Here is a 26,316-nt window from a genome sequence, read left to right on the forward strand (position 1 = left end):
GTTCCGGATGGAGCGGCTCCGCTTTTGGACGCATTGTTTTCCCTTTTTCGACAAAACACCGTCCTTTCCGGACGGTTTTTCTTTATAATTTGTTGAAAAGTCCGCCGCACGGCTTGGGCGTTTCGGATAATAATTCGTACCTTTGGATGCAAAAAATGTCTTTTGCAAACATAAAACAGAACCGGATACAATGAAAAAAGTTGACGTTATCCTCGGCCTGCAATGGGGTGACGAGGGCAAAGGGAAGGTCGTGGACGTGCTGACGCCCCGTTACGAGGTGGTGGCCCGTTTCCAGGGCGGTCCCAATGCCGGTCACACGTTGGAATTCAACGGCGAGAAATACGTGCTCCGCTCGATTCCTTCGGGCATTTTCCAGGGCGGCAAGACCAACATCATCGGCAACGGCGTGGTGATCGACGCCATCCTCTTCCGCGAGGAGGCCGAAGCGCTGGCTGCCAGCGGCCACGATCTGACCAAACAGCTTTGCATCTCGAAGAAAGCCCACCTGATCCTGCCCACCCACCGCATGCTCGACGCTGCGTACGAGGCGGCGAAGGGTAGCGCCAAGATCGGCACGACGGGCAAGGGCATCGGTCCCACCTATACCGACAAGGTGAGCCGCAACGGCATGCGCGTCGGGGATCTGTTGAGTCCCGATTTCGAAAGCATCTATGCCGCGGCCAAGGCGCGCCACGAGAAGATTTTGAAAAGCCTCGGTTACCAATATGACATCACCGAACTGGAGAAGCAGTGGTTCGAGGCGGTGAAGTACCTCCGCCGCTTCCACATCATCGACAGCGAATATTTCGTCAACGACTGCCTCGCGCAGAACAAGTCGATCCTGGCCGAAGGTGCACAGGGCACGCTGCTCGACGTGGATTTCGGTTCCTATCCGTTCGTCACCTCGTCGAACACCGTTTGCGCGGGCGTCTGCACCGGACTGGGCGTCGCCCCGAACCGCATCGGCGAGGTCTTCGGCATTTTCAAGGCCTATTGTACGCGCGTGGGCAGCGGACCGTTCCCCACGGAACTGTTTGACGAGATGGGCGACGAACTGTGCCGCGTAGGCCATGAGTTCGGCGCCGTGACGGGCCGCAAGCGCCGCTGCGGATGGCTGGACATGGTGGCCCTGAAATATTCGATCATGGTCAACGGCGTGACGCAGCTGATCATGATGAAATCCGACGTGATGAACGATTTCGACACGATCAAGGTGGCCACGGCCTACGAGATCGGCGGCCGCAGCACTTCGGAATTCCCCTATGAGATCACCGACGACCTCCGCCCGGTCTACACCGAGTTCGAGGGCTGGAAATGCGACCTGCGCCGGTACGGCAGCTACGAGGAGTTCCCCGAGGCGTTCAAACGCTACGTGGAGTTCATCGAGCGGCAGACGGGCGTCCCCGTGAAGATCATTTCCGTGGGACCCGACCGCGGCGAAACCATCACCCGTTAAGAACGGGTTTTTAAGGGCGCCGGCAGGTTGTTTTGCTATCGTTCGGTTCCGCGCTCCCGCCCGCTTGAAAAGCCGGGTTTTAGGGGTGTTGCGCTGTGCCGTTTTTGCGTAATTTCCGTCCGTATTACGGCTGACAATCCGGCTGCGTCGCGACAAGTCCCCTCCGCGAGGAGGGGATTTAGGGGAGGGTCAGACTTGTAAACGCGGCGGAACGCCGCGATAACGACGCTCGACAGAAAAATGACAGACAATAATTGTAACATACTTAACTTATATGCAACAACAAAACCTTAAAATTCTCGTTTTGGCCAAGCAGGTTCCCGATACCCGCAACGTAGGCAAGGACGCGATGACCCCCGAAGGGACGGTCAACCGCGCGGCGCTTCCGGCCATCTTCAATCCCGAGGACCTCAATGCGCTCGAAGCCGCCCTGCGGCTCAAGGACCGCGTCGAAGGTTCCACGGTCCATATCCTTACGATGGGTCCGCAGCGCGCCGCCGACATCATCCGCGACGCGATGTTCCGCGGGGCCGACGGCGGCTACCTGCTTTCGGGCCGCGAGTTCGCCGGTTCGGACACGCTGGCCACCTCCTACGCCCTTTCGTGCGCGCTGAAGAAAATCGCCCCCGACGTGATCTTCGCAGGCCGTCAGGCCATCGACGGCGACACGGCGCAGGTAGGCCCGCAGGTCGCCGAGAAACTCGGCCTTCCGCAGGTGACCTATGCCGAGGAGATTCTCGAAGTCCGCGAAGGCGCGCTGGTCATCAAGCGCCGCCTGGAGCACGGCACGGAGGTCGTCGAGTGCCCGATTCCGGCCGTTGTGACGGTCAACGCCTCGGCCGCCGAGTGCCGTCCGCGCAATGCCAAGCGCGTGATGAAGTACAAGGGCGCGCTGGCCGGTTCGGAGATCGCCGCGGCTCCCGAGTCGCCCGCCGGGCAGCGCGCCGCCGCGAAGGAGTACCTCCGGATCGTGGAGTGGGCCGCCGCCGATGTCGATCCCGATCCCGCACAGCTCGGCCTCCAGGGTTCGCCCACGAAGGTCAAAAAGATCGAGAACGTGGTTTTCGCCGCCAAGGAGGCCAAGAAACTCACCGCCGCCGACAACGACATCAATGAACTTATGGTTGAACTGATTGCGAGCCACACGCTCGGTTAATACGCTCCGGAGATGAACAACATATTCGTATATATCGAGATGGAGGGCGGCAAGGTCGCCGACGTGAGTCTCGAACTGCTTACCAAAGGCCGCGAACTGGCCACGACGCTCGGTGTGAAACTCGAAGCCGTCGTGCTGGGCCACAACCTCGCCGGCATTGAAAAGGAACTGGCCAAATACGGGACCGATACGGTCTGGGTCGCCGATGACCAGTTGTTTTCCCCATTCCGCACGCTGCCCCACACGGCGGTCCTGTGCGGTCTGATCGGGCAGGAGAAGCCCCAGATCGCGCTGTTCGGCGCCACGCCCGTGGGCCGCGACTTCGCACCCCGCGTATCTTCGGCCCTGCACAGCGGTCTGACGGCTGACTGCACGCAGCTCGAAATCGGCGACCACAAGGACGCCAAGACGGGCACGGAGTATAAGAACCTCCTCTATCAGATCCGCCCGGCCTTCGGCGGCAACATCATCGCCACGATCGTCAACCCCGACCACCGTCCGCAGATGGCCACCGTCCGCGAGGGCGTGATGCGCAAGGAGTACGCCGCACAGCCCGGAGCGGGCGAGGTGAAGGCGATCGACTGGAAGAAATTCGTCAAGGACGCGGACCTGGCGGTGAAGATCATCGACCGCCAGATCGAGGAGCGCAAAATCGACATCAAGGGCGCAGGCATCATCGTCGCCGGCGGCTACGGTATGGGTTCCAGGGAGAACTTCAGGCTGGTGCATGAACTGGCCGACGTATTGGGCGGCGAAGTGGGCGCCAGCCGCGCCGCTGTCGACGCGGGCTTCACGGAGCATGCGCGCCAGGTGGGCCAGACGGGCGTCACGGTGCGTCCGAAGCTCTACATCGCCTGCGGCATTTCGGGCCAGATCCAGCACACGGCCGGCATGGACCAGTCGTCGATGGTCATCTCGATCAACTCGGACCCCGAAGCCCCGATCAACAAGATCGCCGACTACGCCATCACGGGCGACGTCAACGAGATTATCCCCAAGATGATCAAATACTACAAACAAAACTCGAAATAGCGATGCGCAGGCTCCTGACGGTAATCTGTACGGTTCTTCTCACTGTATCCGTTTCCGGACAGCAGATCAAGAGCCGGCCTGTCGGGTTCGACGACTTCCGCTCTCTGCTGGAAGCCGCCGGTTACGAGGCGTTCGGTTTCGACTTGTCGGAACTACTCGAAGGACCGGGCCGCTATGACATGACGGTATATATCAAGGAGTATGAATCGGGCGGGGAGATTCATTCCCGGAAGTTTCCCTGCGGGCCTAACAAACTGCTCGTAAGCGATTTTCCCGAGGAGATGCGCGGTGAAATCCTGCCCGAAGATATGGCTGATCCGCAGGCGGGTATTTACATGCTGGCGAAGAAACTGACGATCGGATTCTATCCTTCGGGGACGGATTCGACGGCGATGCTGAATTTCAGTATCCCGGAGATGCGGGAGGCCAGTCAGCGGCTCAAGCTCCGCAGCGTGACTTCGTCGAGCGGTTATACGCTTACCAAGTATCGCACCCGTCCGTTCGAGATCGACTCGTTCGAGGCCGGAAAGTTCATTCCTCTGGTCTTTTACGGTTCGATGTGGTTCGATGCGGAGCACAATCTGTTCCGTTTCTGCGGTGAGAACGAGATCGCGCCGGACCTGTCGAGCGAAATTGTCGGCAACATTCCCCACTTCTATGTCATAGGTATTGAATTTTCCCCAAAACAGGAGCCTACGAATCTTAAAAACAACTAATTATGGCTAATTTCTTTTCAGATAACAAGGATTTGCAGTTCCACCTCCAGCATCCGTTGATGCGCAAGATCGTGGAGCTGAAAGAGCGCGGTTTCGCGGAGAAGGACCTCTACGACTATGCACCGCAGGATTTCGACGACGCGATGGACAACTACCGCCGCGTGCTGGAGATCGCCGGCGAGGTCTGCGGCGAGGTGATCGCCCCCAACGCCGAGGGTGTGGACCACGAAGGCCCGCGGGTCGTCGGCGACCACGTGGAGTACGCTTCGGGTACGGTCGAGAACATGAAGGCCGTCGTGGACGCGGGGCTGAGCGGCATGACGCTCCCGCGCAAGTACGACGGACTGAACTTCCCGCTCATCTGCTTCGTGATGGCCAACGAGATGGTGGCCCGTGCGGACGCCAGCTTCGAGAACATCTGGGGATTGCAGGACTGCGCCGAGACGCTGAACGAATTTGCTTCCGAAGAACTCAAGCAAAAATATTTGCCCTGGGTTTCGGCGGGTGCGACGTGCGCCATGGACCTCACGGAGCCGGACGCCGGTTCGGACCTCGGTGCGGTGATGCTCAAGGCCACCTGGTCGGAGGAGAAGCAGACGTGGCTGCTGAACGGCGTGAAACGTTTCATCACCAACGGCGACGGCGAGGTTTCGCTCGTGCTGGCGCGTACCGAAGAGGGTACGACCGACGCCCGCGGCCTTTCGATGTTGGTCTATGACAAGCGCGACGGCGGCGTGAAGGTGCGCCGCATCGAGAACAAACTCGGCATCAAGGGATCGCCGACGTGCGAGCTGGTCTTCACGAACGCCCCGGCGCAGCTGGTCGGCGACCGGAAGATGGGCCTTATCAAATATGTGATGTCGCTGATGAACGCCGCCCGTCTGGGCATCGGCGCACAGTCGGTGGGTCTCTGCGAGGCCGCTTACCGCGAGGGCCTGAAATACGCCCACGAGCGCGCCCAGTTCGGCAAGCCGATCATCCGGTTCGCCGCCGTTTCGGAGATGCTCTCGAACATGAAGGCCAAGGTGCAGGGCGTGCGTGCGCTGCTGTACGAAACCGCGCGTTTCGTCGAGGTCTACAAGCAGTACGGCCACATCGCCCACGAGCGGCAGCTCGAGGGGGAGGAGCGCCAGGAGATGAAGTTCTACAACCGCCTTGCCGACGGCTTCACCCCGCTGGTGAAACTCTTCTCGTCGGAGTACGCCAACCAGCTGGCCTACGACGCCATCCAGATCCACGGCGGCTCGGGCTTCATGAAGGACTATCCCTGCGAGCGCCTCTACCGCGACGCCCGCATCATGAACATCTACGAGGGAACCTCGCAGCTGCAGGTCGTTGCGGCCATCAACGCCGTGACGAAGGGTACGTTCCTGGAGCAGATCGAGCGCTATGCCGCCGAGAGCTATCCGGAGGCCATGTGCCCCGTGGTTACGAAGCTCAAGGAGCTGACCGTGAAGTTCTCGGAGATGCAGGCCCGCGTCGAGGCCGGCGACAAGGAGGTTTGCGGATTCAAGGATTTCCATGCCCGCCGTCTGGTGGAGACCGCCGGACACATCATCATCGCCTACCTGCTGGCCCGTCAGGCCGGCCAGGTCGAGGAGTATGCCGCTTCGGCGCGCGTGTTCTGCAAAATGGCCGAGGCGAAGATTTCGGAGGCCTATACCTACGTGATGAACTCCACGACGGAGGACGTCGCGCTGTTCAAAGCCGTCGAAAACGAGTTTTAAACACACTCAAACCGGATACGATGCGGAGGATCCTGAACAATCCTCCGCATCGTTTTTCCTGACGGGGCGCGGCCTTGCGGTGCGGGGGGGGCCGCAATCCGCTCCGGAATCCGGAAACGATTGTCTAATAGCGTATGAAAGCACGATTACTGGCATTGTATCTGCCTCAATTTCACCCCATCCCGGAGAACGACCTGTGGTGGGGAAAGGGCTTTACCGAGTGGACGAACGTGGGTAAGGCGCAACGGTATTTCCGGAATCACTATCAGCCCCGTGTCCCGGCCGATCTGGGGTATTACGACCTGCGGGTCGCCGAGACGCGACAGGCGCAGGCGGATATGGCCCGCGAATACGGTGTCGAGGGCTTCGTCTACTGGCATTACTGGTTCGGTAACGGCAAACGGCTGCTTGAACGCCCCTTCAACGAGGTGCTGGCCTGCGGCGAACCCGATTTCCCGTTTGCGCTGGCCTGGGCCAATGAAAGCTGGCGGGGATTCGCCCACGGGATTACAAACCGGAACATGTTGATCGAACAGCTTTACGGAGGCGTCGAAGACTATACGGCGCATTTCCGGGCCGTGCTGCCCGCTTTCCGGGACCATCGTTACATTACGGTGGACGGCAAGCCGCTGTTCATGATTTATAAACCGCTGGCGGACCCCGAGGTGAAGGTGTTCATCGCCACGTGGCGGGAGCTGGCCGAAAAGAACGGCCTGCCGGGAATCTATTTCGTCGGGCACGACAACGCCCCGGTTCCGAATGTCGAGGCCATTTTCTCGACGGGAGTCGACGCCGTCAATCCGTTGCGGCTGGTCGGGTATTTCAATGTGAAGCATTCGTTTTTCGAACGGCAGCGGGTAAAATTCGACCGCTGGCGGAAGATTCCGCTCAATTACCCGTATGAACGAATGGCCGCCTGTTTTCTCGACAGGGACGAAGACACCCGGGAGAACGTCTTCCCCTCGGTCATTCCGAACTGGGACCATACGCCGCGCAGCGGCAGAGAGGGGTGGATCGTGACGGATTCCACGCCAGAACTGTTCGGGAAACACCTCCGGGAGGCGGTGGAAATGGTCCGGGGGAAGGCTCCCGAACACCGGGTCATCCTGCTGAAATCCTGGAACGAATGGGCCGAGGGAAATTATGTCGAGCCGGACCTGAAATGGGGACGCGGGTATCTCGAAGCCATCCGGCGGGAGATCGCGGACGAATGATTGTTCGTGATGAATTTTCCCCTTTCCGTGCCTGTTGTGCGGCTGTCCGTTGAACGGATTGGCTTCGTTGCGGGATTTTTGCTATATTCGTAGTCGTAAAACCTGAAAAACAGCGAAAAATGATCAAGAAATTGCTGATGGCGGCGGCCGTTGTCGTGATGGCCGTTCCCGCCGCTGCCCAGGGATCGCGCCGCAGCGAGGTTTCGGTGTCCTACGGCGTCGCTCCCGTCACCGACTGGATCGACTCGTACAGCGATATGCTGACCGGGCTTTTCACGAATGCGAATACCGACCTCAAGGGGTGGGGCGCCGTCACCGTGGGTTACAGCTTCCGCCTGATCGGCAGCCTGCGCCTCGGTGCGCAGGTCGTCTACTCCTCGAACACGCAGGAGATCAGGGGCGCCGGCTCGGAGATCCGTAACCGCTACTGGTCGCTGCTGCCCAACGTGAAGTGGAACTGGTTGAATCTCCAGGTGGTTTCGTTCTACTCGCGCCTCGGTGCGGGAGCCACGTTCTCCAAGTCCGAGGTCGGGAGCGAGAGCGGTAAATCCACCCAGTTCGCCTTCCAGGTGTCGCCTGTCGGTGTCGAAGTCGGGGGACGCATCGCGGCCTATGCCGAGGCCGGTATCGGTACGTCGGGCTGTCTGCTGGTAGGCGCCCGCTACCGCTTCTGACACGCCTTCCGGACACGGAAAAGGGGCGCATTCCTTGCGGGATGCGCCCCTTTTCGCCGGCGGGTCTCCCCGCGGGGAGTTTTACGCCTTCACGGCCTCTTTCTCGGCCATCACGCAGCGCGTCGTGCCGAAGACGTTGAGGTTGAGGTGTCCGGCGATGAACGCCAGCGCCTTCTGGGCCTTCACCGAGTTGCCGGCCTCGTCGAGCGGGGGCGCGAACGCCGCAACGCCCATCACGCCCGGCACGACGCCCATGATGCCGCCGCCCACGCCCGTCTTGGCCGGAAGTCCCGTCGTGAAGAGCCAGTCGCCCGTGTGCTCGTAGAATCCCACGGTCGCCATCATCGAGGCGATCTTGGGCGTCAGCTCGGGTTTGAACACGGCCTTTCTGGTTACGGGGTTCACGCCGCTGTTGGCGATCGTCGCGGCCATCGTAGCCAGCTGCTTGGCCGTCACGCCGATCGAGCACTGGCGCGTGTAGATGTCCAGCGCCATGTCGGGATCGTCGTAGATGCGGTTGTAGTTCTTCAGCAGCCACGCGATCGACTTGTTGTTGAAGTTGGTCGCCGTCTCCGATTTGTAGAGTTCGTCGATCACCTCGACGTCCGATCCCGCGAGTCCGGCGATGAACGAGACGATGGCTTTCCATTTTCCGTCGCTGTCGCCCACGGGCTTGACCATCGAGCAGGCCGAAATGGCTCCGGCGTTGACCAGCGGCGTCGAGGGGTGGTCCTTTTCGAGCAGGATGGCCATGATCGAGTTGAAGGGGAGTCCCGTGGCGTCGGCGCCGATCTTGTCGAGCACCTCCTGTCCGCTGTACTGGTTCATGGCGAGGATCGCCGTGGGAACCTTCGACACCGACTCGATGCCGAATCTGTAGTCCGTGTCGCCCACGGCCACCATGTCGCCGTCGGGCAGGCAGGCCGCGATGCCGAAGAGGTTCGACGGCACATCGGCCAGGTAGGGGATATAGTCGGCGTTCTTGCCGCCGGTTTCGTTTTTACAGCGGTCGTATGCCATCTGCACGGCATCCTGAACCGCTTTCTTGTCGATTTTCTGGATCATGTTGTTGCTTATTTCATTGATTGGTTGTTATTGGCGGAAGGCTGGCCCTGCGACGGCGCTGCTGCGGGCGCTGCGACCTTGGCCTGCGTTTCCCAGTGGAAGGGAGCGAAGTCGGCGGCGGCTTCGGGGTCTTTCCACGACGGCTTTCGCATGGAGTAGATGACGAACGGGGCGCCTACGACCACCACGCAGCCGATGATCAGCACCGAAAACCAGACGGTGTTGCTGCCGGTCGAAATCTGGCTGGGCGGCACGAAGCTCAGCACGAAGGCCAGCAGTGCGCCGCAGAATCCGAGGCATCCGAGGAACCACATCAGGCCGTTCTTTTTGCCCAGGCGGAACGGACGGGGCGTGTTTTTCATCTTGTAGCGCAGGACGATGGCGGCCGAGAACATCAGCATGTACATGATCAGGTACAGCAGCACGGTCAGCTGCGAGAGGATCTGGTAGAACGACTGCACCGAGGGCATCACGACGAACAGCAGCGCCAGCAGTGTCACGACGCAGCCCTGGATCAGCAGGATGTTCTTCTGTACGCCGTTCTTGTTGGTTTTCTGGAAGAACGGGGGCAGGTAACCGGCCTTGCCCACGGCGAAGATACCCTTCGAGGGACCCGCCACCCAGGTCAGCACGCCTGCCAGCACGCCGAACATCAGGGCGATGGCGATGATCGGGCCGGCCCACGAAATGTGGAGGTAGTGGAAGTAGTTGTCGAATCCGACTAACAGCGACTGCGTGAGGCTGATGTCCTTGGCGGGGATGATCAGGCCCAGCGAGAAGGTTCCCAGGATGAAGATCAGCACCGTGACCAGCGAACCGATGATGATGGCCTTGGGGTAGTTCCGCGACGGATTTTTCACGTCCATGACGTGAATACCCATCATCTCCATACCCGCGTAGAACAGGAAGATACTACTTGCCAGCACGAGGTTGCTGAATTTCGACAGGTCGGGGAAGAAACCCTGCGACATGTCCATGTGGTTGTGTCCGCCGGTCGAAATGTAGATGATGCCCAGCACGATCAGCAGGCCCGCGGGAATGATCGTACCGATCATACCGCCCCATTTGCTGATTTTCCCGACCCATCCCAGACCTTTCAGGGCGATCAGCGTGGCGATCCAGTAGATGGCCAGCACCATGCAGAGCGTGAAGACCTTGTTCGAGGCCAGCGCCGCGTCGTGCGTGTCGTTCATGCCGATGAATGCGATCGACACGGCGCCGAAGGTCAGCACCGTCGGGTACCAGATCGTCGACTCGATCCATTGCAGCCAGATCGCGAGGAATCCCGTGCGTGCGCCGTAGGCTTCGCCGACCCAGCGGAATACGCCGCCCTGCTTGTCGGAGAACATCGCGGCCAGCTCGGCGGCGACCATCGCCGTCGGGATCAGGAACACGATGGCTGCAAACAGGTAGTAGAATGCCGACGAAAGTCCGTAGACCGCCTCGGCAGGCAGCCCGCGCAGACTCACTACGGCAGTCACGTTCATAATTGCCAGTGTCATGACACTCAATTTGAAACCTGTGCTTGTGGTAGTTTTCTTTACATCCATAATGAATTGATTTGGTTTTTGTCGCTGTTGGGTGTTGCAACTACCGTGCAAAACCGCCGGGAAGCCTCCTTTACGGCCTCGGGTGCACGATTGTTGCCGGAAATTTCTATCTTTGCGTACAAATAATATCCATGACCATGCAACGCATCCTGATCATCCTTCTGGCGGCCCTGTGCGTCGCCGCGTGCGGCCGCCGCCGGAGCGCTCCCTCGCAGGAGACGGCGGCTTCGGCACCCCGTCCGCGGGTTTTTCTTCCGGCCATCGCCCCTGCGGGACTCTCTCCGGACGAACAGCGCGACTATCTCCGCCGGCACTACTGGGACCGCTTCGACTTCACCGACACGCTTTTCGTCTCCAAGGCCGACACCGTGCAGATGATCGAGTCCTTTGCGCGCTACATTGCGGTGCTCTCCGACCGTCCGGCGGATTCCGCGCCGATGGATTTGCTGATGCGCCGGGCTTCGTCGTCGAAGCCGATGCTCGACTATTTCGCGATGCTCGCCCAGACGGTGCTCCACGATCCCAACTCGCCGCTGCGCAACGACGAGTTCTACATTCCCGTGCTCCGGGCGCAGCTCGCCAGCCCCTTCTACGACGAGTACGAGCGCATCGCCCCGCAGTACGACCTCGAAATGGCCATGCAGAACCGCCTGGGCCAGCCCGCCAACGATTTCCGTTACACGCTGGCCTCGGGCGCCTCGGGGACGCTCTACGGGCTGAAAGCCGAATACGTGCTGCTGTTCATCAACAATCCCGGCTGTGCGATGTGCCGTGAAATCCGCGAGGCGATCACCTCGTCGCCGATGCTTTCGGAGATGATCGAGCGGGGGCGGCTGAAGGTGCTGGCGCTCTACCCGGACGAGGACCTTACGGAGTGGCGCGACTACCGCGACCGCATTCCGGCGTCGTGGATCAATGCCTACGACAAGGGGTGTGTCGTCCGCGAAAAGAGCCTTTACGACCTCCACGCCATTCCGGCCCTGTATCTGCTGGACAGCCGCAAGCGGGTGCTGGTGAAGGATTCGGCCGACGTAGCCCAAATCGAAGAGGTAATAGATCGCCGCAGCTGATATAAGCGCAGCCTATCCCGCCATCAGAAAAGACAATCGGAAATTTATACGTACTTCGCCCGGATTTGCTACCTTTGTATCACAAACAGAATACAATCACACACATTAAACAGTAGAAGATTATGGCAAAGAAATGGCGTTGTACCGTATGCGGTTACATTCACGAAGGTCCCGAGGCACCCGACCAGTGCCCGATGTGCAAGGTAGGCAAGGAGAAGTTCGTAGAACTCGTTGAGGCCGAAGGCGACTTGGATTTCGTAACGGTACACAAGATCGGCGACGGCAAGGGCGCCAGCAAGGAACTCTGGGAAGGTCTCCAGAATCATTTCATGGGCGAGTGCACCGAGGTGGGCATGTATCTGGCGATGAGCCGTCAGGCCGACCGCGAGGGTTATCCCGAGATCGCCGAGGCTTACAAACGTTACGCCTGGGAGGAGGCCGAGCACGCCTCGAAGTTCGCCGAACTGATCGGCGAGGTCGTCTGGGACACCAAGACCAACCTCGAAAAGCGCATGAACGCCGAGTGCGGCGCCTGCGAGGACAAGATGCGTCTGGCCCGTATGGCGAAGGAGGAGAACCTCGACGCCGTTCACGACACCGTACACGAGATGGCCAAGGACGAGGCCCGTCACGGCAAGGGTTTCGAAGGGCTTTATAAGCGCTACTTCAAGTAGTTTTCGATTTGTAAGCGGCTATTTCCGCACATCCCTCGAACGGGACGAATGGAATGTACTTCAGTACTATCCATTCGTCCCGTTCTTCGCGACGTACGAAACTCGTTCGCTTAAAATCAAAAACTTATCGGAGCCGGGCGTCTGTCCCGCTCCGACCGGAAATCTTCCTGCTTGTTCGGGCCGGACTTCGTTATGCCGGAACCTGCTCCTCTGAAACCGCGGGTATCTCCGCCGTACGAAAAATCCGGATGCCATGGCATCCGGATTTTTCACTCCCGACAGGCAAGGGGAGGCGGAAACTCATTCTTTACGCAGTTCCTCGCGCAGTTTGAGAAACAGAGAGACCTTCCCGGCGAGCCATTCGTAACCAGTTTGCGCGGCACGGGCCACCTCGTAGACCGTTTCGGCCTGCCTGCGGATCTGTTCCACGGCATCGCGGATCGCGAACAGGTAGACGAGGAGTGCGAGGACGGCGAAAAAGCCGCCTGCGATCAGCGCCGAGGCGATGAACGAACCCGTAACGGACGAAAGCCAGATAACCAGTGCCGTGAGCAGCAGCAGGATGGCAATGCCCGCAGTCGTTACGAAGAACAGCAGCGCGGCTATGAAGCGGCCGCCGGAAGGTTTATTCTCCATTGTTGCGTCGTGCAGGGAGGGTCACTTTTCGTCGCATTTGCAACGGGCTTCCTCGATCTCCTTCTCGACTTTCCCGAGTTTGTCTTTCACCTTGTCGATCTCGTCGTCGATCGAATCCTTGATTTTCTGGCGCAGTTCCGGGCCGGACTGGGGTGTGAAAAGCATCGTGAGGGCCGAACCGATGATCATGCCGCCCACGAGCGATACGATGGCAATTCCTGTGTTTTTCATAGTTGCTGAAAGTTTAAATTCAGCAATGAGGCTTGCAAAGTCCGGGCCAAAGCCTTACCTTTGGACGCATGACTGCCGATCCCCGGACATCCGTCGCCTTTACCGGCCACCGCACCTATCGCGGCGGGGCTGCGGACGCTCTGCGCCGGACGCTGGAGGCGTTCTACGACCGGGGTTTCCGGACCTTTTTGAGCGGCATGGCCGTGGGTTTCGACCTCGCTGCCGCCGAAGTCGTGCTGGAGATGGGGCGTCGGCGTGCAGGCGTGCGGCTCGTCGCCGCAGTCCCGTTCCGGGGGCAGGAGAACCGTTTCTCTCCGGCCGACCGCGAACGTTTCCGCCGCGTGCTGGCTGCGGCCGATGCCGTCGAGGAGCTCTCCCCGGTTTACCACCGGGGCTGTTATGCCGTCCGCAACAACTACCTCGTCGACAATGCCTCGGTGCTGGTCGCCTGGTACGACGGTTCGCCCGGCGGCACGCACTACACCGTCCGCCGCGCCCTCGGCCGCGGGATGGAGGTCGTCAACCTCCACCCGGCAGCCCCTTCGCTGCCCGCTTTCGCCCCGACGCTCTTCGGATAAAAAGAAGCGGCCCGGAGGCCGCCCTTCTCTGTCGTGCGAATCGTTCTTATTCCGCCGTTCCTGTCGTCTCTTCCGGCTCCTCCGGCTGCGTCAGCTCGATGCCCCGGAGCAGTTCTTCGACGCGTCGGAGGGTACCCGTCCTGCCGTATTCCTTCGAGGGGTAGCTGATGCCGACGGTGATGAGCGACTGTCCCTGTTTGAGGTCGTAGGCCGTGAATACGAATCCCGGATATTCGGTCCGGCGGCCTTCGCTGTACAGCATGTCGATGCCGTTCGAGACGAGGGGGCGCGAGGCCTTGATGATCCCGCCGTCGTAGTAGGCCGAGTCGCGGCTGGCGCAGTAGCCCGAGAGGTCGGCGATGCTCTTCGCCTCGGGATCGAAGACATCTTGCAGGGCGTCGATGTTGAATTCCCATTCGCCGTCGAGGACGTACATCGTGTAGCGGGCATAGGTCGAGTCGGTCTCGGGTTCAACGCTCTCTTCGAGGACGGAGTACCCGGCCGGAATCCGGATTCGCAGCCCGAGGTCCGTGCAGTCATAGGTCTGCTCGGTGTCGAGCAGCGGCAGCTCGCCGTCTTCGTCCACCAGCTGCGTGGAGAGCACCGTGAGGTATCCGATGAGCAGGGCGGTGCAGACGGCTGCTGCGAGCATGCGCCAAAAGGCTGCGTATTCACCGGCTCCATGTTTGATTTTCAGCCAGACGTATAATCCCGTGATCGCCTGCCAGGCACCCCAGAGGATGGCTCCCGTGGCGATGACGTAACGGCCCCCGGTTTCGGTGAGGTAGTAGGAGATGAAGCTGAAAGCCAGTCCGCCGACGCACCACAGCAGTCCGACGAGGATGTTCTTTTTCGCTTCGGCGAGCGATGCCGCCGGCTGTCCGGCGGATTCGGAGACCGTGGATGCCGGCTCCGCAGGTGTTTCGGGCATCGGCTCGAACACCGGTTTTTCGGTCTTTTTCATGATGAATTGGATTGCTTCTGGGATGCAAATATACGAAATCCCCCCCCCGAGCAAATATTTTGCGAAAAAATCCCCGCCTTATCGGGGCGGGGATCGGAGTTATGGGATTGCTGCCGGATTATTTCCAGTTGAGAATCTTGTGGAAGTCGTACTCCTCGGGATTGGCCACGTATGCCTTGGCGGCTTCGTAGTCGGCCGGGGTGATGGCGTTGAGGATGGTCTCCACCACCGACGTGAACTTGTCCGACTTGATGTCCACCAGACGGGGCGGAATCTTGCCCGTCGTGGGGTCCTGCAGGTCCTTGAGGTAGAGCGGCGAGACGTTTCCCTCCGAATCCACGTAAACCATGCAGCCCGTCTTGCCCTCGGCGAAGAGCTTGTGCACGCCGATACCCAGCTCCGAGCAGTACGTCAGGTCGTAGGCGATCGGGGTCTGGCAGCGGATCTCGTAGCCCAGTTCCACCGGACGGCTCTTGACCTTGAGACCCAGCTCCTTGAGCTTCATCTCGATCATCTCGTTGAAGATGTGCGCCTTCGACACCTTGCCCAGCTCGGGATGTCCGTGCTCGTCGTAGGTGAAGTGGATGCCGCTCTTGCGGATCTCCTCGTCCGACAGTGCGTGGAACACGCCTTCGGAAATCACGGCGGCACCGTAGTCCATGCCCATGATCTTACGCTTGATGATCGACGAAATCACCAGGTTGACGATCTTTTCGACGGTGATCTCCGTCTTGTCGAACATCTCGGGGATGACGATCATCGGGTAGTGGCAGGCCTCGCCGATGCCGAATGCCAGGTGTCCGGCCGAGCGGCCCATGGCAGCCAGCACGAACCAGTTGCCGCTCGTACGTGCGTCGACGTAGACGGCGCGGGCGATGACGGCGCCCTTGTCCTTGGCCGACTCGTAACCGAACGTCGGCGTGCCCTTCGGGAGCGGCAGGTCGTTGTCGATGGTCTTCGGCACGTGGATGTTGGCGATGGGGTATTTCTTGGCCTCGAGGAACTTGGCGATACGGTTGGCGGTCGAAGCCGTGTCGTCGCCGCCGACGGTAACGAGCAGTTTGATGTTGTTGTCGGTGAAGAACTTGAGGTTGAAGTTGTTCTCGAAATCCGAGTCCTTGGGTTTGAAACGGCTCATCTGCAGGAACGAACCTCCCTGGTTGAAGATGCCGTCGGCCATCGGGTAGTCGATGTCTACGGTGCGGGGCGAGGGATTGAACAGGCCCGTGTAGCCTTCGTGGAGGCCGATGACGCGGTAACCCTGGCGCAGGAACGTTTTGGCCACACTGCCCACTACGGTATTCATGCCGGGAGCCGGTCCGCCGCCGGTCAGAATTGCGATTGCTTCTTTCATGATTTGAGTTTTTATGTTTTGAGAACCTTTTTTTCGGTTTCGGACGCCCAAAAGTACTGTTTTTTTTTCAAACGGGCAAGAAAAAAGGAGGCCTCCTGCATGAGGGGACCTCCTTTTTGATCTCTGTAATTATAGTTTGCGCGATTACTCAACTACAGTTACGTTAATAGCCTGTTCGCCCTTGGCCCCGGAGCCAACTTCGAACTCGACCGCCTGACCTTCGTTGAGCGACTTGAAACCGTCCTTAGCGATGCCCGAGAAGTGTACGAAAATCTCTTTTCCGTTCTCCGCCGTAATGAATCCGTAGCCTTTCTTGCCATCGAACCATTTTACCTTACCTGTCATAAAAATAGAGAATTAAAGTGTTAATGTGTTCGGCAAAGTAAAATAAAAATCATTGGCTTTCAAAACTTTTTGGCATGTTTTTTCGTCTTATGCGGAAAATTCTTATCTTTGCGTAGAGAATGTTAAACCACATGGCGTTATGAACAGAAATCTGAAACTCGCGCTGGCGGCCCTTCTGGGCTTCTCCGCGGCCTGCACATCGGTGAAAAACGCTCCCAAGGAGGACACCGCGAAGTCGCAGGACGCCGACACGACGGTCGTAAAGGGATACTCCGAGTTTCCCCGCCGTGTCGTGGTCATGTACGGCGTGCGTACGCCCCGTCAGGACAGCGTCCGCAACGAGCGGCTCAAACGCCTGGAACGCGAACGCCCCGATTCGCTGCCTCCCGTGGCCGAACGCCCGCAGGAGGAGGACCCTTCGGCCGGCGGGAAATAAGCCATGTCACGCCGCCGGCTGGGGCTTCGCAAACGATTGGCCCTCAATATTTTTTCCGACCTGTATGCTTCGAAGGTGCGCGAACACCGTCTCGATACGCTTTTCTGGGAGTGCACGCTGCGCTGCAACCTTTCGTGCCGTCATTGCGGCAGCGACTGCCGGGTTGATCCCGGCGTGGCGGACATGCCGCTGGGCGATTTTCTGAAGGTGCTCGACGAGGAGGTCACGCCCCACGTCGATCCCGCCGATGTGCTGATTATCTTCTCGGGCGGCGAAGTGCTCGTCCGCGCGGATCTGGAGGAGGCGGGCGCCGAGGTCACGCGCCGCGGTTACCCGTGGGGCATGGTGACCAACGGCATGGCCCTGACCCCGGAACGCTTCGGGCGTCTGCTCGACGCGGGCTTGAAATCGGTTTCGGTGAGCCTCGACGGTTTCGAGCGTGAGCACAACTATATCCGCGGGAATCCCCGCAGTTACGACCGCGCGCTGGAGGCCGTGCGGATGATCGTGCGCGAACCTTCGCTGTCGTACGACGTGGTCACCTGCGTCACGGGGGCGATGGTTCCGCAGCTGGAGGCCTTCCGCGACATGCTCCTTTCGGAGGGGGTGCGCCACTGGCGGCTCTTCTCGATTTTCCCGATGGGGCGTGCCAAGAACGATCCGACGCTGCGGATGACCGACGCCCAGTTCCGGGAGATGCTGGAATTCATCCGCCGCACGCGGCAGGAGGGCCGGATCGAGGTCAGCTACGCCTGCGAGGGCTTTCTGGGCGGTTACGAGGCCGAGGTCCGCGACCATTTCTACCAATGTGCCGCGGGTGTCTCCGTGGCTTCGATCCGGGTCGACGGGGCCATTTCGGGGTGCACGTCGATCCGCGCCAACTACCATCAGGGAAACATCTACCGGGATCAGTTCTGGGACGTGTGGCAGAACCGCTTCGGGCCGTTCCGCGACCGCGAATGGGCGCGCAGGGGCGAATGTGCCGATTGCCGGATGTTCCGCTACTGTCAGGGCGGCGGCATGCACCTGCGAGGCGACGACGGCGAATTGCTCTACTGCCACTACCACCGGCTGTGACGTTTGCCGGGAAATCGTAGCTTGATAATGTGGTTGAGGGGATTCTTACTGCTTCTTCTGTCGTGCGCTCTTCCGGGATTCGCACAGGATCGGACTTTCGGGGTCCGAAATCAGGACGGGGACCCCGTTCCGTTTGTTTATGCCGTCTGCGAGCGCACCGGCCGGTATGCGATGTCCGACAACCGGGGCCGGATGACGCTTCGGCAAGGCGATTTCACCGACAGCGACACACTCGTATTCCGTTCGATGTTTTACCGGCCGTTGTATGTCGGGGTCGGTTGACTCCGAACGATGTCCGAGGTCGTTCTGACGCCCGAAACGGTGGCGATCGCCGCTGTCGGCGTATTCCCTGAAAAAGAAGTGGCTGCGCTGGTCCGGAAAACGGCCGTGAACTTCTCGATCCATACGGCAAAAGATTATGCGGCCCGTGTGATCTGGCTTTCTTCGGTCGAGTGCCGAGGTAAATACCGGGAATTCATGGGCTATGACGGATTGTTCGCTTCCTGCAATTTCTCGCTTGCGGCTGCCCGCTTCGATTGGAACGACAAAAACAAGCGTTATTGGTTCCCGCTGACGGTTATGAAAAGCGATCCGCTGGCTGCCAACAGCGACGAAGTGCTGGAGATACGGGGTGTGTATTCCGGCGATGCAGGCGATGTGGGCAGTCTCAAGATACGTTACCAGAACGCGGAAAACGATCCCTGGAAGTGGAAACGGTCGCTCGAAATGTATTCTCCGCTCAATCCGAGACAGGTCCGGAATTTTACGTATCGCGTCGATAGTGTTTATACTGTCGGGGAGGATGAGGTGTGGGTGATTCATTTTCAAAACAAATCGGGCACTTTTCCGCGTAAAACGCGGATTTGCGGCGAGGGATTTATCCATTGTCTCTGTGATGAGGCCCGTGTGGTGAAAGTTCAGACGGAAAATCTCGAAGATCATTACGTCGCTTTTCCGCGCACGACGGTCGCGGCTTATCCGTCGGCGACGCGCCATCGGGTCGAAGTCGATTACGCGGTTTCGAACGGTGTGCTTTATACGTCGCAAATCACGGCTCGGGTCGCGTGGGTCGATCCGGGCATTGAGTCGGGCCGGTACTACTCCTTCGGGCAGAATCGGCGGCGTAATCCGGCGGCGAACGAACTCCGGGAATATACGTCGGTGCACTTTTTCGACCCGGTCATGCTCGGCGACTCGCTGAAAAGGCTCGTCGAAAAACATGCCATTCCTCAAAATGAATACGGGTTCGTTCTGACAGCGCCTTTTGAGCGCCGACGGTGGGAGCGGATTCCCATGCCCGGTATCGATCGGCCGCGGTTGTTCCGCGAGCTCGGCGTCAACGGCCGGACGCTCTATGAGCAGGCGCAGGCGCGTGCGTTTGTTCTTCCGGTATACAATTCCTCTTTGGGCGGTCCGGAACGTCTCGGTGCGGAGGAGGGGATCTATCGCAAACGCAGATTGCAATATTAAAAAATCGGCCGGGAAATCATCTATCCGACATTGTACGGAATCGACTATGAATAGAATGTTATGCGTACTGCTCTTCGCCTTGCTTTTCATTTCGGGGTGCAGCCGTTCCGACCGGGCGGATGAATACGCCGGACTGGAATACCGGGGCGGCCGGCATGTTTCGCTCACGGCCTTTGCCGATACGGATACGCTGCTCATAGCCGCCGGTCCGACATCTCTCGACGGCCGGTGGATGCTTTCAGACGGCAGATTGTTGTTTCTGGACTATTACATGGTCGGAGTCCGTGAATACGATATGCAGGGCCGTTTCATTTCCCGGCATATTTCGCGCGGCCGGGGACCCGATGAGATGCTCTCTCCGGCCTTTGTGTCTACGATAGCCGGCGATGGCGGGTTGGTCATGCTCGACAGCAGCTGGTGGATTTACGTTTACGATTCTGTATATCGTAGAACGGCCGATCCCTATCCGTTCCTGTCCGATATTCCTCTCGACCGCGACGACTGGATGCAGCTTCTGCACAAACCCGATCCGGAGGTGAAATACATGTATGAATTCAACGCTAACGTGCGGCGCATAAAAGTCGTAGACAGTCTGTTGGTCATGCCTGTCGTTACGGAACACGTACTTTACAACGGATATGAAACCGGAGGCCAGGTCCGGAAATTCTGGAACGAGGCCTATAATTTTATCTTTGTCGATCTGAAAAACCGGACTACGGGCCGTTTGTTCGGGTCTTATCCGCCGGTATACCGGCAGCGGAACATCCCCGTTTTCTCGGCATTCGATTTCGATACCGATGCCGCCGGGAATAATATTTACGTGGGTTATGCTGCCGATTCCCTGATTTATGTCAGGAATCTGGCCGATGGCCGGTTGCTGTACAGTTTCGGTTGTGGGGCAGAAGGTGTAAGCTCCGATTTTCCCGCTACCGGTTCTTTCCGCGAATATGAGACCGTCTACCGATCCCATTCGCAGGCGTACGGATATTACACCCATCTCGTGCGGGTCGGAGATTATTTGTTCCGGAGTTATAAAAAGGAGGGGAATGCCGGATATGGAATCCAGATTTATCGCGGTACGGAGCTGATCGGCAATGTTGTAACGGATAGTCATCTCGAAATTATCGGTCGGCATGACGATTGGTTTTACGGCATTCTGCCTGCGGATATGGATAACGAGTCTTTCAAAATTCTGAAATTTATGTTATGAGACGTTTCCTCTTGACTGTTTTAATATTGTTTTCGATGGCTGCCGTTTATGCCGGAGAAGGAAACGCGGAGTTGATTTTCTTGGATAAGCGGATTTTTCGGGTTCCCGATGTGAAATCCGGCGATGTGGTTGAGAAAATTGTACGGATTAAAAACGTCGGAGCGGTAGATTTGAATATTTTGAATTATAAACCCTCCTGTAATTGTACGAAGGTTGAATTGCCTCAAACGCTTGGACCCGGACAAACGGGGCAGATTAGAATAATAACGAATACGGTCGGCAAACAGGGCGAAAATACGATTACGGTTTTGTTTGATGCGAACACTTCGCAACGGGATTACGTCATCCGGATTGTTTTGGACATTGTGCCCTGATCTTTCACATACGCCTTAAATACCCCCGCCGGACCAGCTCCTCGTCGTTTTCGCACGGATAGGCTTGCCCGTCGGTCATCACGTAGAGACGGTCGGCGATACCTGTCACGTGGCGGTACATGTGGTCGGTGAGCAGGATTCCTTTTGCCATTTTTTCCTGCCGGATAAGCGTCTGGAGCGTCTCCACGTGCAGGGGTGCGATTTGCGAGAACGGTTCGTCGAGCAGGACGAACTGCGTGCGGCTCCGCAGGATGACGAAACACTCCAATATGCGCTGTTCCCCGCCCGACAGCTCCCCGATGCGGCTGCCGCGCAGGGGGACGAACAGCGGAAACCATCGTTCCAGTTCCTCCCGCGACAGTCCGAAATCGCGGAGCACGCGCTCCAGCCGGAGCCATCCGGGGATGAATGCGTGCTGGGGGAGGTAGCGGACCTCCTTTTCGGTGAACCGCCCGTGCCATTTCCCGTCGATGCGCATCGAGCAGAACCCGGCCTTCAGCGCCCCCGAGAGAATCTTCATCAGACAGCTCTTGCCGCACCCGTTGCGTCCGAGCACGGCCGTCACGCAGCCCGTTTCGGCGAGCAGGTAAACTCCCGAGAGGATGCTCCGTCCGCCGAACGCCAGCTCTGCGGAGTCGATTTCGAGGATATGTTTTTCAGCGGGCGGCATACAGCAGGGCGGCGGAACCGTTCAGCAAAAGGCAGCACAATCCGAAATCCACCGCACAGCTTATGCCCAGCAGAGCACGGCGGCGGATGCCGAGGTTGCGGTAATAGTAGAATTCGTCGGAATAGCGCGGCACGATCCACACGTAGAGGAAAAGCGGGTAAATCAGGGCTTTCCCCAGCAGCAATGCCGGGACGATCGGCGCTCCGTGGACCTTGGCGACCCACGCCAGGGCGAGGCTCACCGCTCCGCAGAAGAAGAGCATTGCCGAGCGGTAGAAACGGAGTATGAGCAGCAGTTTGGCGGTCATTGTCTGAAAACATGAAAGAGCCGGGATGGCCGCAAAACCGGGTTGCACCCGGTATGGTTGCGCCGCCTGGCCCGTAAAAGCGTCGTTACGACGCCAATATACGAAAAAAAGCGGCACTTTGTTCCGAAAACCGGGATTTCCCGATGCCGCCGGGGCTGACCGGGGGCTGCGAGGCTTGCAGACGGGCGGCCGTGGCTGTCCGCAGCGGGGGCTTTTGAGGCCTGACCGTAATTTTAGGAGAATGTTTTTTCGGAAATATTTTGTCTTTTCGGATTTTAGACTTATCTTTGTGCGCTCTTAAAACGATAAGGGCACTTGTTCGGGGTGTAGCGCAGTCCGGTTAGCGCGCCAGCTTCGGGAGTTGGAGGTCGCTGGTTCGAATCCAGTCTCCCCGACAAATCGGCAGACTGCTCGATAGGGTAGTCTGCTTTTTTATTGAAATTCCGGCGGAAGCCGCAGCGTTCGGAGTGTAGCGCAGTCCGGTAGCGTATCTGGTTTGGGACCAGAGGGTCGCAGGTTCGAATCCTGTCACTCCGACAGACAATGTATGAAATGAGGCAACCCCTCCGATCACAGGATCGGAGGGGTTGTTTTGATTTATTCCTGCCTTTGCCCGACCGGCGGAGTCCCTGCCGGCGGTGCGGTTTCCGTGGTTTCTGCGGGTGATGCGCCTCCTGCCGCCGGCGCGGTGTCCGTTGCGTCCGGCAGATTGTCCGCCGGGAGGGCCGGACTGCCCGCCGCACCGGCGCTTCCCGCCCCGTTGGCGCTTTCAGGCGAGGCGGCGCTTCCCGTCGCATGGCCGCTTCCCGGTGATGCGGCGTTTTCTGCCCCGTTGGCGCGCTCGGTCCCGTCGCTACGCGCTGTCCCGCTGACGCTTTCCGCCGCACCGGCATTCTCCGGCTGCTGTTCCCCGATTTCGAGGGTCTCGCCGTCGACGCCCAGGGCGATCGTGTAGCGGTTGCGGCCCGTGTAGGCTGCAAGGGCCAGCGAGTCCATCGGTTGCAGACGGAATGCCGGGGGCTGGATCCCGTGCGTGCTGAACATATACTCCGCCAGCGCCTTGTCGCGCGAGGCCATCATCCGCCGGAGCTGTCCGAGTGCCTGCCCGCGGTAGAGCGCGAGGGCTTTGGCGTCCGGCGACAGGCCCTGCACCGGGCGCCCCTGCGCCGTGAGCAGCGAATCGGCGAAGGCCTCCACGGCGGGGGTGCGGATGTCTGTCTGCTGGAGTTTTTCGTATTCGAGCATCGAGAGCCGCGGCCGCTGTCCCGCCGGGTCGGCTGCCGCGAGGCTGTTGTGGTAGGCCAGCCGCAGGACGTTGGCGGCCTGTGCCGGCAGCGCGCGGGAGAGGTTGATGCGCTGGGTCAGCGCGACCTGCATCTCGGGTTTCTCCTTGAGCAGCTGGGCGATCTGGTCGAACGAGGCGTATTGTTCCGACGTAAAGGCGTACTGCGCCGCGTCGAGGGGGATGTATTCGAGGTTGTCGCGGCTGCCCGAGAGGAACGAGAAGGGCGCCGTCACGACTTTGAGCAGTACGTTGCCGATGGCCTTGAGCACGATTTTGCGGTAGGAGAACTCCGGCGAATCGAGGTCGCCGCCGACCGGAAGGTCCATCTTCACGTGACCCGTCTTGTCCTTGAGCACGTAAAGCCCCAGTTTGAGCGGAATGTTCATCTCGGGTTTGAGGTCCTTGCGCTTTTTGTCCACGCGCGGCTCGAAGACGTCGAGGTGGTTCGTGCCGTCGAGATACCGGTTGCGGATGACGTTCTGGCTGCGGAACGTGAGGTTGCCCCGCGTCAGGGGGTAGGCCGTGAAGTGCTCGCAGTAGGGCGAGAAGTCGCGCAGGTCGAGGTTCGAGAGCCAGAGCGTGATGTTCTGGTTGTTCATGTCGTCGAGTGTGCCTTCCCAGCGGAGTTTCGCCTGTCCGGTGCGTTGCATCCGCGCGTCGATCTCAAGGCGGTTGCGCTTCGAGGGGTCGAAGCCGCGGCTCCGCATCCGGATGTCGGTCACGGCGTATTCGAACGGGCGTTCCATCGTCAGGTCGCGCAGCGTCACCCGTCCTCCGGCGATTTCGAGGTCGGCGATCTGCAACGTCGGACCGGGGCCGGATACGGTCTTTGGCGCGGGTTCCTCCGGCGCGGTCGGGGCCGCCGGGGTCTCGGGCGAAGGCTTTATCAGCGCCGAGAGGTTGTCGCCCCCGGGCGTGAGTTCGGTCAGCAGGGAGAATCCTCCGACGTAGAGGCGGTCGAATCGGAAGCGCATCTTCCCCAGATCGCCCTCCGCGAGCTGTACGCCCAGCGTGTCGACCCCGGCCACGGGCCGCTGCTGCATGTCGACGAGCGAGAATCCCGCCAGCGAGGCGGTCCCTTCGGTGCGCAGCGAAAGCAGGTGCTCCGTGTCGCCCCGCAGGCGGATGTCGGCCGAGAGGCGTCCCGCGACGCCTCCGATGTCGAGCGACTGGCGGAAGTAGGGCAGCATTTCAGCAAGGGTCATGTCTTTGAGCTTCAGCTCGATATCGAATTCCGACGAGGCGATGTCGTAGGCCACGCTCGTCGCCAGCGAACCTCCCTCGGCGAAGTTGAGCACGGCGCCCACGTCGGTCTTTTCGCCGCCGAAATAGACGCCCGGAATTTGCAGGTCGATGTCGTTCAGCCCCCACGTGGCGTTGAGTTCGAGGTCCTTGTAGAAGAGGCGTCCCCTGCGGATGCGGATGTCGTAAAGCCCGATTTCCCACGGTTCGGACGGTTCTTCGGCCACGGCCGTGGTGTCCGTCGTCATGAAACGGCCGAGGATGTCGTCGAAACTGAACGCATTGCCCTGCTGGTAAACCTTCACGTCGGGAGCGGTGAAGTGCAGGTGCTTCACCTCGACGCGGTTCGAGAGCAGCGGCAGCAGGCGCAGGCGCATGTCGAAACTGTCGAGCGCGAAGAAGACCGTCGAGTCGTTCGTGCCGCCGATCCGCAGCCCTTCGACACGCAGGCGTCCCGTGAAAATATTGATCCGCAGGCGCTCCATGCGGATCGAGCGGCCCAGCAGTTCGCGGTCGTGTTTCTCGACGTAGTTCTTCGTCACGGGCGAAACGGCCACGGCGAGGGCCAGTACCAGTACGATCAGTACGGCCGTGACGATCAGCGCGATTTTATAGGCTTTCTTCATAGCGGTTGAGATTTTCGAGTATGTGGCCGAAATCCTCCTCCGGGCCGGGCATGTATACCGAGAACCCGAGGGACTGTGCGGCGTCGACGTTCCTCTGTCCGTCGTCGATGAACAGCGTTTGGGCGGGAAGCATGCCGTCTGCGGCGATCATCTTGCGGAATATGGCCTCGGAAGGTTTCAGTTCGCACAGCTGGTAGGAGAGGTAGACGGCGTCGAAATAGTCGTCCATCGTCTTGCCGTCGGCCGTGAACATCCGGCGGATGTACTTCATCGACGCGGGGTTGTTGTTCGAGAGCACGCAGGTCCGTATTCCGCGCTCGCGCAGGGCGTCTATCTGGCGGAGTTTCGCGACCGGGATACGCACCAGAAACCGGCCGTAGGCCCAGGCGATCTGCGCGTCGGTGACCTCCTGCCGTCCGGATAGCTGCCGCATCTGGTCGCAGGCCTCGTGGAACGAGATGTCGCCGCGCTCCAGCCGTCCGATCATTTCGGCGGGGTAATAGGGGTTGATCAGATCGGCCACGGCATCCATCCCGAGGCTCCGGAAGGCGCCGATGCAGCGGTCCCTGTCCAGATCGACCAGCACGCCTCCGAGGTCGAAGACGACGGTTTTGATTGTATTCATGGTTTATCGGTTATTTGCTTGTTGTGCGTTTTTTTGTCTTGTTTTTCGCCCTTCTCTGGGCGAACGACGGATCGCCGGGCGATCCGGGATTTATGTACTTTTTGGCCGCAAAAGTACCGAGCGCAGTCTGCGACTGCTTTTCTTTGCCGCTTTTTGGTCGTCAAAAAGCGGCGCAAAAACCGCCCCGCGACAAAAAAGGCTGAAAGACGCGGTCTAACGCTGGCTCCGCCCGCTTAAGAAGCGGGTTTTTAGAATAGATACTGTTGTTCATAAAACAGGCGTCTTACGCCTGCGCTCGCGCTTTTAGTCCGCCTCTTTCTTGACGCCTTTTTGCCAGGCGGGATTCTCACGCCGCCACAGGCGGCGAATGATTCCGGCTCGATGCCGGAGCTGTCAAACGAAGTCCCGGCTAAAAGTGGCAAGAAACGGGGCAGGGGCGCGTGCGCCCCCGCGAATAGGCGCCCGTTTCGAACGTTAGACGGGACGAAGCAGGCGAAGGCATCCGCCGGAGAGTTCTTGGTACTTTTTGCGGCCAAAAAGTACAAAGAATTC

General features: G+C 59.5%; 27 protein-coding genes and 2 tRNA genes. 18 read left to right on the forward strand and 11 right to left on the reverse strand.

Annotation, left to right across the window (positions count from 1 at the left end; all coding sequences use genetic code 11):
- Positions 1–190: 190 nt before the first annotated feature.
- The 7 genes from ACGHP5_RS13715 (at position 191) to ACGHP5_RS13745 (ending at position 7,975) form a co-directional block, all read left to right on the forward strand.
- Positions 191–1,456: an adenylosuccinate synthase gene (locus tag ACGHP5_RS13715; RefSeq protein WP_390567267.1), complete on the forward strand. Its 1,266-nt coding sequence runs from the start codon at positions 191–193 to the stop codon at positions 1,454–1,456.
- A gap of 274 nt (positions 1,457–1,730) precedes the next feature.
- Positions 1,731–2,612 (forward strand): electron transfer flavoprotein subunit beta/FixA family protein, encoded by an 882-nt coding sequence (locus ACGHP5_RS13720; protein WP_390567269.1) that lies wholly within the window; start codon positions 1,731–1,733, stop codon positions 2,610–2,612.
- A 12-nt stretch (positions 2,613–2,624) separates the two neighbouring features.
- Entirely contained in the window at positions 2,625–3,644 is a 1,020-nt protein-coding gene (locus ACGHP5_RS13725; protein WP_290533445.1) for an electron transfer flavoprotein subunit alpha/FixB family protein, read from the forward strand.
- A gap of 2 nt (positions 3,645–3,646) precedes the next feature.
- Entirely contained in the window at positions 3,647–4,360 is a 714-nt protein-coding gene (locus tag ACGHP5_RS13730; RefSeq protein ID WP_295905562.1) for a DUF5041 domain-containing protein, read from the forward strand.
- Positions 4,361–4,362: 2 nt separating this feature from the next.
- Positions 4,363–6,087: an acyl-CoA dehydrogenase family protein gene (locus ACGHP5_RS13735; RefSeq protein WP_390567272.1), complete on the forward strand. Its 1,725-nt coding sequence runs from the start codon at positions 4,363–4,365 to the stop codon at positions 6,085–6,087.
- A 134-nt stretch (positions 6,088–6,221) separates the two neighbouring features.
- Positions 6,222–7,301, forward strand: a complete 1,080-nt coding sequence (locus ACGHP5_RS13740; RefSeq protein WP_337773334.1) for a glycoside hydrolase family 99-like domain-containing protein — start codon at positions 6,222–6,224, stop codon at positions 7,299–7,301.
- 119 nt (positions 7,302–7,420) lie between these two features.
- Positions 7,421–7,975, forward strand: a complete 555-nt coding sequence (locus ACGHP5_RS13745; RefSeq protein WP_390567274.1) for an outer membrane beta-barrel protein — start codon at positions 7,421–7,423, stop codon at positions 7,973–7,975.
- 81 nt (positions 7,976–8,056) lie between these two features.
- Here ACGHP5_RS13745 and glsA read toward each other — a convergent pair whose 3' ends face one another.
- Positions 8,057–9,040 (reverse strand): glutaminase A, encoded by a 984-nt coding sequence (gene glsA, locus ACGHP5_RS13750; RefSeq protein WP_390567276.1) that lies wholly within the window; start codon positions 9,038–9,040, stop codon positions 8,057–8,059.
- An 8-nt stretch (positions 9,041–9,048) separates the two neighbouring features.
- Positions 9,049–10,590 carry a putative glutamine/gamma-aminobutyrate antiporter GadC gene (gadC, locus tag ACGHP5_RS13755; RefSeq protein WP_337658007.1) on the reverse strand — a complete coding sequence of 514 codons (1,542 nt, stop codon included), beginning with the start codon at positions 10,588–10,590 and terminating at the stop codon, positions 9,049–9,051.
- A 137-nt stretch (positions 10,591–10,727) separates the two neighbouring features.
- Here gadC and ACGHP5_RS13760 point away from each other — a divergent pair, with 137 nt between their 5' ends.
- On the forward strand, positions 10,728–11,660 hold the full coding sequence (locus ACGHP5_RS13760; protein ID WP_390567278.1) for a DUF5106 domain-containing protein: 933 nt from the start codon (positions 10,728–10,730) through the stop codon (positions 11,658–11,660).
- 122 nt (positions 11,661–11,782) lie between these two features.
- Positions 11,783–12,334 (forward strand): NADH peroxidase, encoded by a 552-nt coding sequence (locus tag ACGHP5_RS13765; RefSeq protein WP_044053933.1) that lies wholly within the window; start codon positions 11,783–11,785, stop codon positions 12,332–12,334.
- A 300-nt stretch (positions 12,335–12,634) separates the two neighbouring features.
- Here ACGHP5_RS13765 and ACGHP5_RS13770 read toward each other — a convergent pair whose 3' ends face one another.
- Positions 12,635–12,970, reverse strand: a complete 336-nt coding sequence (locus tag ACGHP5_RS13770; protein WP_290533438.1) for a hypothetical protein — start codon at positions 12,968–12,970, stop codon at positions 12,635–12,637.
- A gap of 21 nt (positions 12,971–12,991) precedes the next feature.
- Positions 12,992–13,201, reverse strand: a complete 210-nt coding sequence (locus tag ACGHP5_RS13775; protein ID WP_290533437.1) for a YtxH domain-containing protein — start codon at positions 13,199–13,201, stop codon at positions 12,992–12,994.
- Between the two features lie 68 nt (positions 13,202–13,269).
- Between ACGHP5_RS13775 and ACGHP5_RS13780 the strand changes: the two genes are divergently transcribed.
- On the forward strand, positions 13,270–13,779 hold the full coding sequence (locus tag ACGHP5_RS13780) for an SLOG family protein (protein WP_337755930.1): 510 nt from the start codon (positions 13,270–13,272) through the stop codon (positions 13,777–13,779).
- Positions 13,780–13,825: 46 nt separating this feature from the next.
- Here ACGHP5_RS13780 and ACGHP5_RS13785 read toward each other — a convergent pair whose 3' ends face one another.
- The 3 genes from ACGHP5_RS13785 to ACGHP5_RS13795 all read right to left on the reverse strand — a co-directional run bounded on the left by ACGHP5_RS13785 (position 13,826) and on the right by ACGHP5_RS13795 (position 16,442).
- On the reverse strand, positions 13,826–14,743 hold the full coding sequence (locus ACGHP5_RS13785; protein WP_337755931.1) for a hypothetical protein: 918 nt from the start codon (positions 14,741–14,743) through the stop codon (positions 13,826–13,828).
- A 118-nt stretch (positions 14,744–14,861) separates the two neighbouring features.
- Entirely contained in the window at positions 14,862–16,097 is a 1,236-nt protein-coding gene (locus ACGHP5_RS13790) for a 6-phosphofructokinase (RefSeq protein ID WP_290533434.1), read from the reverse strand.
- A gap of 144 nt (positions 16,098–16,241) precedes the next feature.
- Positions 16,242–16,442, reverse strand: coding sequence for a cold-shock protein (locus tag ACGHP5_RS13795; RefSeq protein ID WP_015545948.1), 201 nt, complete (start codon positions 16,440–16,442; stop codon positions 16,242–16,244).
- A 139-nt stretch (positions 16,443–16,581) separates the two neighbouring features.
- On the opposite strand from ACGHP5_RS13795, the gene ACGHP5_RS13800 reads away from it, so the two are divergent.
- From ACGHP5_RS13800 to ACGHP5_RS13820, 5 genes are all read left to right on the forward strand, one after another.
- On the forward strand, positions 16,582–16,878 hold the full coding sequence (locus tag ACGHP5_RS13800) for a hypothetical protein (protein ID WP_290533433.1): 297 nt from the start codon (positions 16,582–16,584) through the stop codon (positions 16,876–16,878).
- A 3-nt stretch (positions 16,879–16,881) separates the two neighbouring features.
- On the forward strand, positions 16,882–17,955 hold the full coding sequence (locus ACGHP5_RS13805) for a TIGR04133 family radical SAM/SPASM protein (protein WP_337755933.1): 1,074 nt from the start codon (positions 16,882–16,884) through the stop codon (positions 17,953–17,955).
- Between the two features lie 291 nt (positions 17,956–18,246).
- Positions 18,247–19,425: a hypothetical protein gene (locus tag ACGHP5_RS13810; RefSeq protein ID WP_337755934.1), complete on the forward strand. Its 1,179-nt coding sequence runs from the start codon at positions 18,247–18,249 to the stop codon at positions 19,423–19,425.
- A gap of 46 nt (positions 19,426–19,471) precedes the next feature.
- The gene (locus ACGHP5_RS13815; RefSeq protein ID WP_390567283.1) at positions 19,472–20,635 is read left to right on the forward strand and encodes a hypothetical protein; all 1,164 of its coding nucleotides are present in this window, start codon (positions 19,472–19,474) and stop codon (positions 20,633–20,635) included.
- Complete coding sequence (locus tag ACGHP5_RS13820; RefSeq protein WP_290533429.1) at positions 20,632–21,009, forward strand: DUF1573 domain-containing protein; 378 nt, start codon at positions 20,632–20,634, stop codon at positions 21,007–21,009. The genes ACGHP5_RS13815 and ACGHP5_RS13820 overlap by 4 nt, the downstream gene beginning before the upstream one ends.
- A gap of 4 nt (positions 21,010–21,013) precedes the next feature.
- Here ACGHP5_RS13820 and ACGHP5_RS13825 read toward each other — a convergent pair whose 3' ends face one another.
- Both ACGHP5_RS13825 and ACGHP5_RS13830 read right to left on the reverse strand, forming a co-directional pair.
- Positions 21,014–21,679: an ATP-binding cassette domain-containing protein gene (locus tag ACGHP5_RS13825; RefSeq protein ID WP_390567285.1), complete on the reverse strand. Its 666-nt coding sequence runs from the start codon at positions 21,677–21,679 to the stop codon at positions 21,014–21,016.
- Positions 21,666–21,986, reverse strand: coding sequence for a hypothetical protein (locus ACGHP5_RS13830; RefSeq protein WP_295905622.1), 321 nt, complete (start codon positions 21,984–21,986; stop codon positions 21,666–21,668). The genes ACGHP5_RS13825 and ACGHP5_RS13830 overlap by 14 nt, the downstream gene beginning before the upstream one ends.
- A gap of 320 nt (positions 21,987–22,306) precedes the next feature.
- Here ACGHP5_RS13830 and ACGHP5_RS13835 point away from each other — a divergent pair.
- Together ACGHP5_RS13835 and ACGHP5_RS13840 are read left to right on the forward strand one after the other, a co-directional pair.
- A tRNA-Pro gene (locus tag ACGHP5_RS13835) sits at positions 22,307–22,381 on the forward strand.
- Positions 22,382–22,449: 68 nt separating this feature from the next.
- Positions 22,450–22,523 (forward strand) — tRNA-Pro (locus ACGHP5_RS13840).
- 60 nt (positions 22,524–22,583) lie between these two features.
- On the opposite strand, the gene ACGHP5_RS13845 is transcribed toward ACGHP5_RS13840, so the two are convergent.
- Both ACGHP5_RS13845 and ACGHP5_RS13850 read right to left on the reverse strand, forming a co-directional pair.
- Entirely contained in the window at positions 22,584–25,139 is a 2,556-nt protein-coding gene (locus ACGHP5_RS13845) for a DUF748 domain-containing protein (protein WP_390567288.1), read from the reverse strand.
- Complete coding sequence (locus ACGHP5_RS13850; protein ID WP_290533425.1) at positions 25,123–25,764, reverse strand: HAD family phosphatase; 642 nt, start codon at positions 25,762–25,764, stop codon at positions 25,123–25,125. Before ACGHP5_RS13850 ends, ACGHP5_RS13845 begins: the two co-directional genes overlap by 17 nt.
- On the opposite strand from ACGHP5_RS13850, the gene ACGHP5_RS13855 reads away from it, so the two are divergent.
- Positions 25,755–25,967 (forward strand): hypothetical protein, encoded by a 213-nt coding sequence (locus ACGHP5_RS13855; RefSeq protein ID WP_390567290.1) that lies wholly within the window; start codon positions 25,755–25,757, stop codon positions 25,965–25,967. The genes ACGHP5_RS13850 and ACGHP5_RS13855 overlap by 10 nt on opposite strands.
- Positions 25,968–26,316: the final 349 nt, after the last annotated feature.

The organism is Alistipes sp. i18-0019-D1 (assembly GCF_042852885.1).
Taxonomy (GTDB): Bacteria; Bacteroidota; Bacteroidia; order Bacteroidales; family Rikenellaceae; genus Alistipes.

What these genes read in the sequence shown, in the direction of transcription:
- ACGHP5_RS13725 (WP_290533445.1), top strand. Translation starts at nt 2,625, where the DNA reads ATGAACAACATATTCGTATATATCGAGATGGAGGGCGGCAAGGTCGCC.
- ACGHP5_RS13735 (WP_390567272.1), top strand. Translation starts at nt 4,363, where the DNA reads ATGGCTAATTTCTTTTCAGATAACAAGGATTTGCAGTTCCACCTCCAG.
- ACGHP5_RS13740 (WP_337773334.1), top strand. Translation starts at nt 6,222, where the DNA reads ATGAAAGCACGATTACTGGCATTGTATCTGCCTCAATTTCACCCCATC.
- ACGHP5_RS13715 (WP_390567267.1), top strand. Translation starts at nt 191, where the DNA reads ATGAAAAAAGTTGACGTTATCCTCGGCCTGCAATGGGGTGACGAGGGC.
- glsA (WP_390567276.1), bottom strand. Translation starts at nt 9,040, where the DNA reads ATGATCCAGAAAATCGACAAGAAAGCGGTTCAGGATGCCGTGCAGATG.
- ACGHP5_RS13850 (WP_290533425.1), bottom strand. Translation starts at nt 25,764, where the DNA reads ATGAATACAATCAAAACCGTCGTCTTCGACCTCGGAGGCGTGCTGGTC.
- ACGHP5_RS13800 (WP_290533433.1), top strand. Translation starts at nt 16,582, where the DNA reads ATGAACAGAAATCTGAAACTCGCGCTGGCGGCCCTTCTGGGCTTCTCC.
- ACGHP5_RS13810 (WP_337755934.1), top strand. Translation starts at nt 18,247, where the DNA reads ATGTCCGAGGTCGTTCTGACGCCCGAAACGGTGGCGATCGCCGCTGTC.
- ACGHP5_RS13825 (WP_390567285.1), bottom strand. Translation starts at nt 21,679, where the DNA reads ATGCCGCCCGCTGAAAAACATATCCTCGAAATCGACTCCGCAGAGCTG.
- gadC (WP_337658007.1), bottom strand. Translation starts at nt 10,590, where the DNA reads ATGGATGTAAAGAAAACTACCACAAGCACAGGTTTCAAATTGAGTGTC.
- ACGHP5_RS13845 (WP_390567288.1), bottom strand. Translation starts at nt 25,139, where the DNA reads ATGAAGAAAGCCTATAAAATCGCGCTGATCGTCACGGCCGTACTGATC.
- ACGHP5_RS13770 (WP_290533438.1), bottom strand. Translation starts at nt 12,970, where the DNA reads ATGGAGAATAAACCTTCCGGCGGCCGCTTCATAGCCGCGCTGCTGTTC.
- ACGHP5_RS13730 (WP_295905562.1), top strand. Translation starts at nt 3,647, where the DNA reads ATGCGCAGGCTCCTGACGGTAATCTGTACGGTTCTTCTCACTGTATCC.
- ACGHP5_RS13765 (WP_044053933.1), top strand. Translation starts at nt 11,783, where the DNA reads ATGGCAAAGAAATGGCGTTGTACCGTATGCGGTTACATTCACGAAGGT.
- ACGHP5_RS13815 (WP_390567283.1), top strand. Translation starts at nt 19,472, where the DNA reads ATGAATAGAATGTTATGCGTACTGCTCTTCGCCTTGCTTTTCATTTCG.
- ACGHP5_RS13745 (WP_390567274.1), top strand. Translation starts at nt 7,421, where the DNA reads ATGATCAAGAAATTGCTGATGGCGGCGGCCGTTGTCGTGATGGCCGTT.
- ACGHP5_RS13720 (WP_390567269.1), top strand. Translation starts at nt 1,731, where the DNA reads ATGCAACAACAAAACCTTAAAATTCTCGTTTTGGCCAAGCAGGTTCCC.
- ACGHP5_RS13805 (WP_337755933.1), top strand. Translation starts at nt 16,882, where the DNA reads ATGTCACGCCGCCGGCTGGGGCTTCGCAAACGATTGGCCCTCAATATT.
- ACGHP5_RS13790 (WP_290533434.1), bottom strand. Translation starts at nt 16,097, where the DNA reads ATGAAAGAAGCAATCGCAATTCTGACCGGCGGCGGACCGGCTCCCGGC.
- ACGHP5_RS13795 (WP_015545948.1), bottom strand. Translation starts at nt 16,442, where the DNA reads ATGACAGGTAAGGTAAAATGGTTCGATGGCAAGAAAGGCTACGGATTC.
- ACGHP5_RS13830 (WP_295905622.1), bottom strand. Translation starts at nt 21,986, where the DNA reads ATGACCGCCAAACTGCTGCTCATACTCCGTTTCTACCGCTCGGCAATG.
- ACGHP5_RS13785 (WP_337755931.1), bottom strand. Translation starts at nt 14,743, where the DNA reads ATGAAAAAGACCGAAAAACCGGTGTTCGAGCCGATGCCCGAAACACCT.
- ACGHP5_RS13760 (WP_390567278.1), top strand. Translation starts at nt 10,728, where the DNA reads ATGCAACGCATCCTGATCATCCTTCTGGCGGCCCTGTGCGTCGCCGCG.
- ACGHP5_RS13820 (WP_290533429.1), top strand. Translation starts at nt 20,632, where the DNA reads ATGAGACGTTTCCTCTTGACTGTTTTAATATTGTTTTCGATGGCTGCC.
- ACGHP5_RS13780 (WP_337755930.1), top strand. Translation starts at nt 13,270, where the DNA reads ATGACTGCCGATCCCCGGACATCCGTCGCCTTTACCGGCCACCGCACC.
- ACGHP5_RS13775 (WP_290533437.1), bottom strand. Translation starts at nt 13,201, where the DNA reads ATGAAAAACACAGGAATTGCCATCGTATCGCTCGTGGGCGGCATGATC.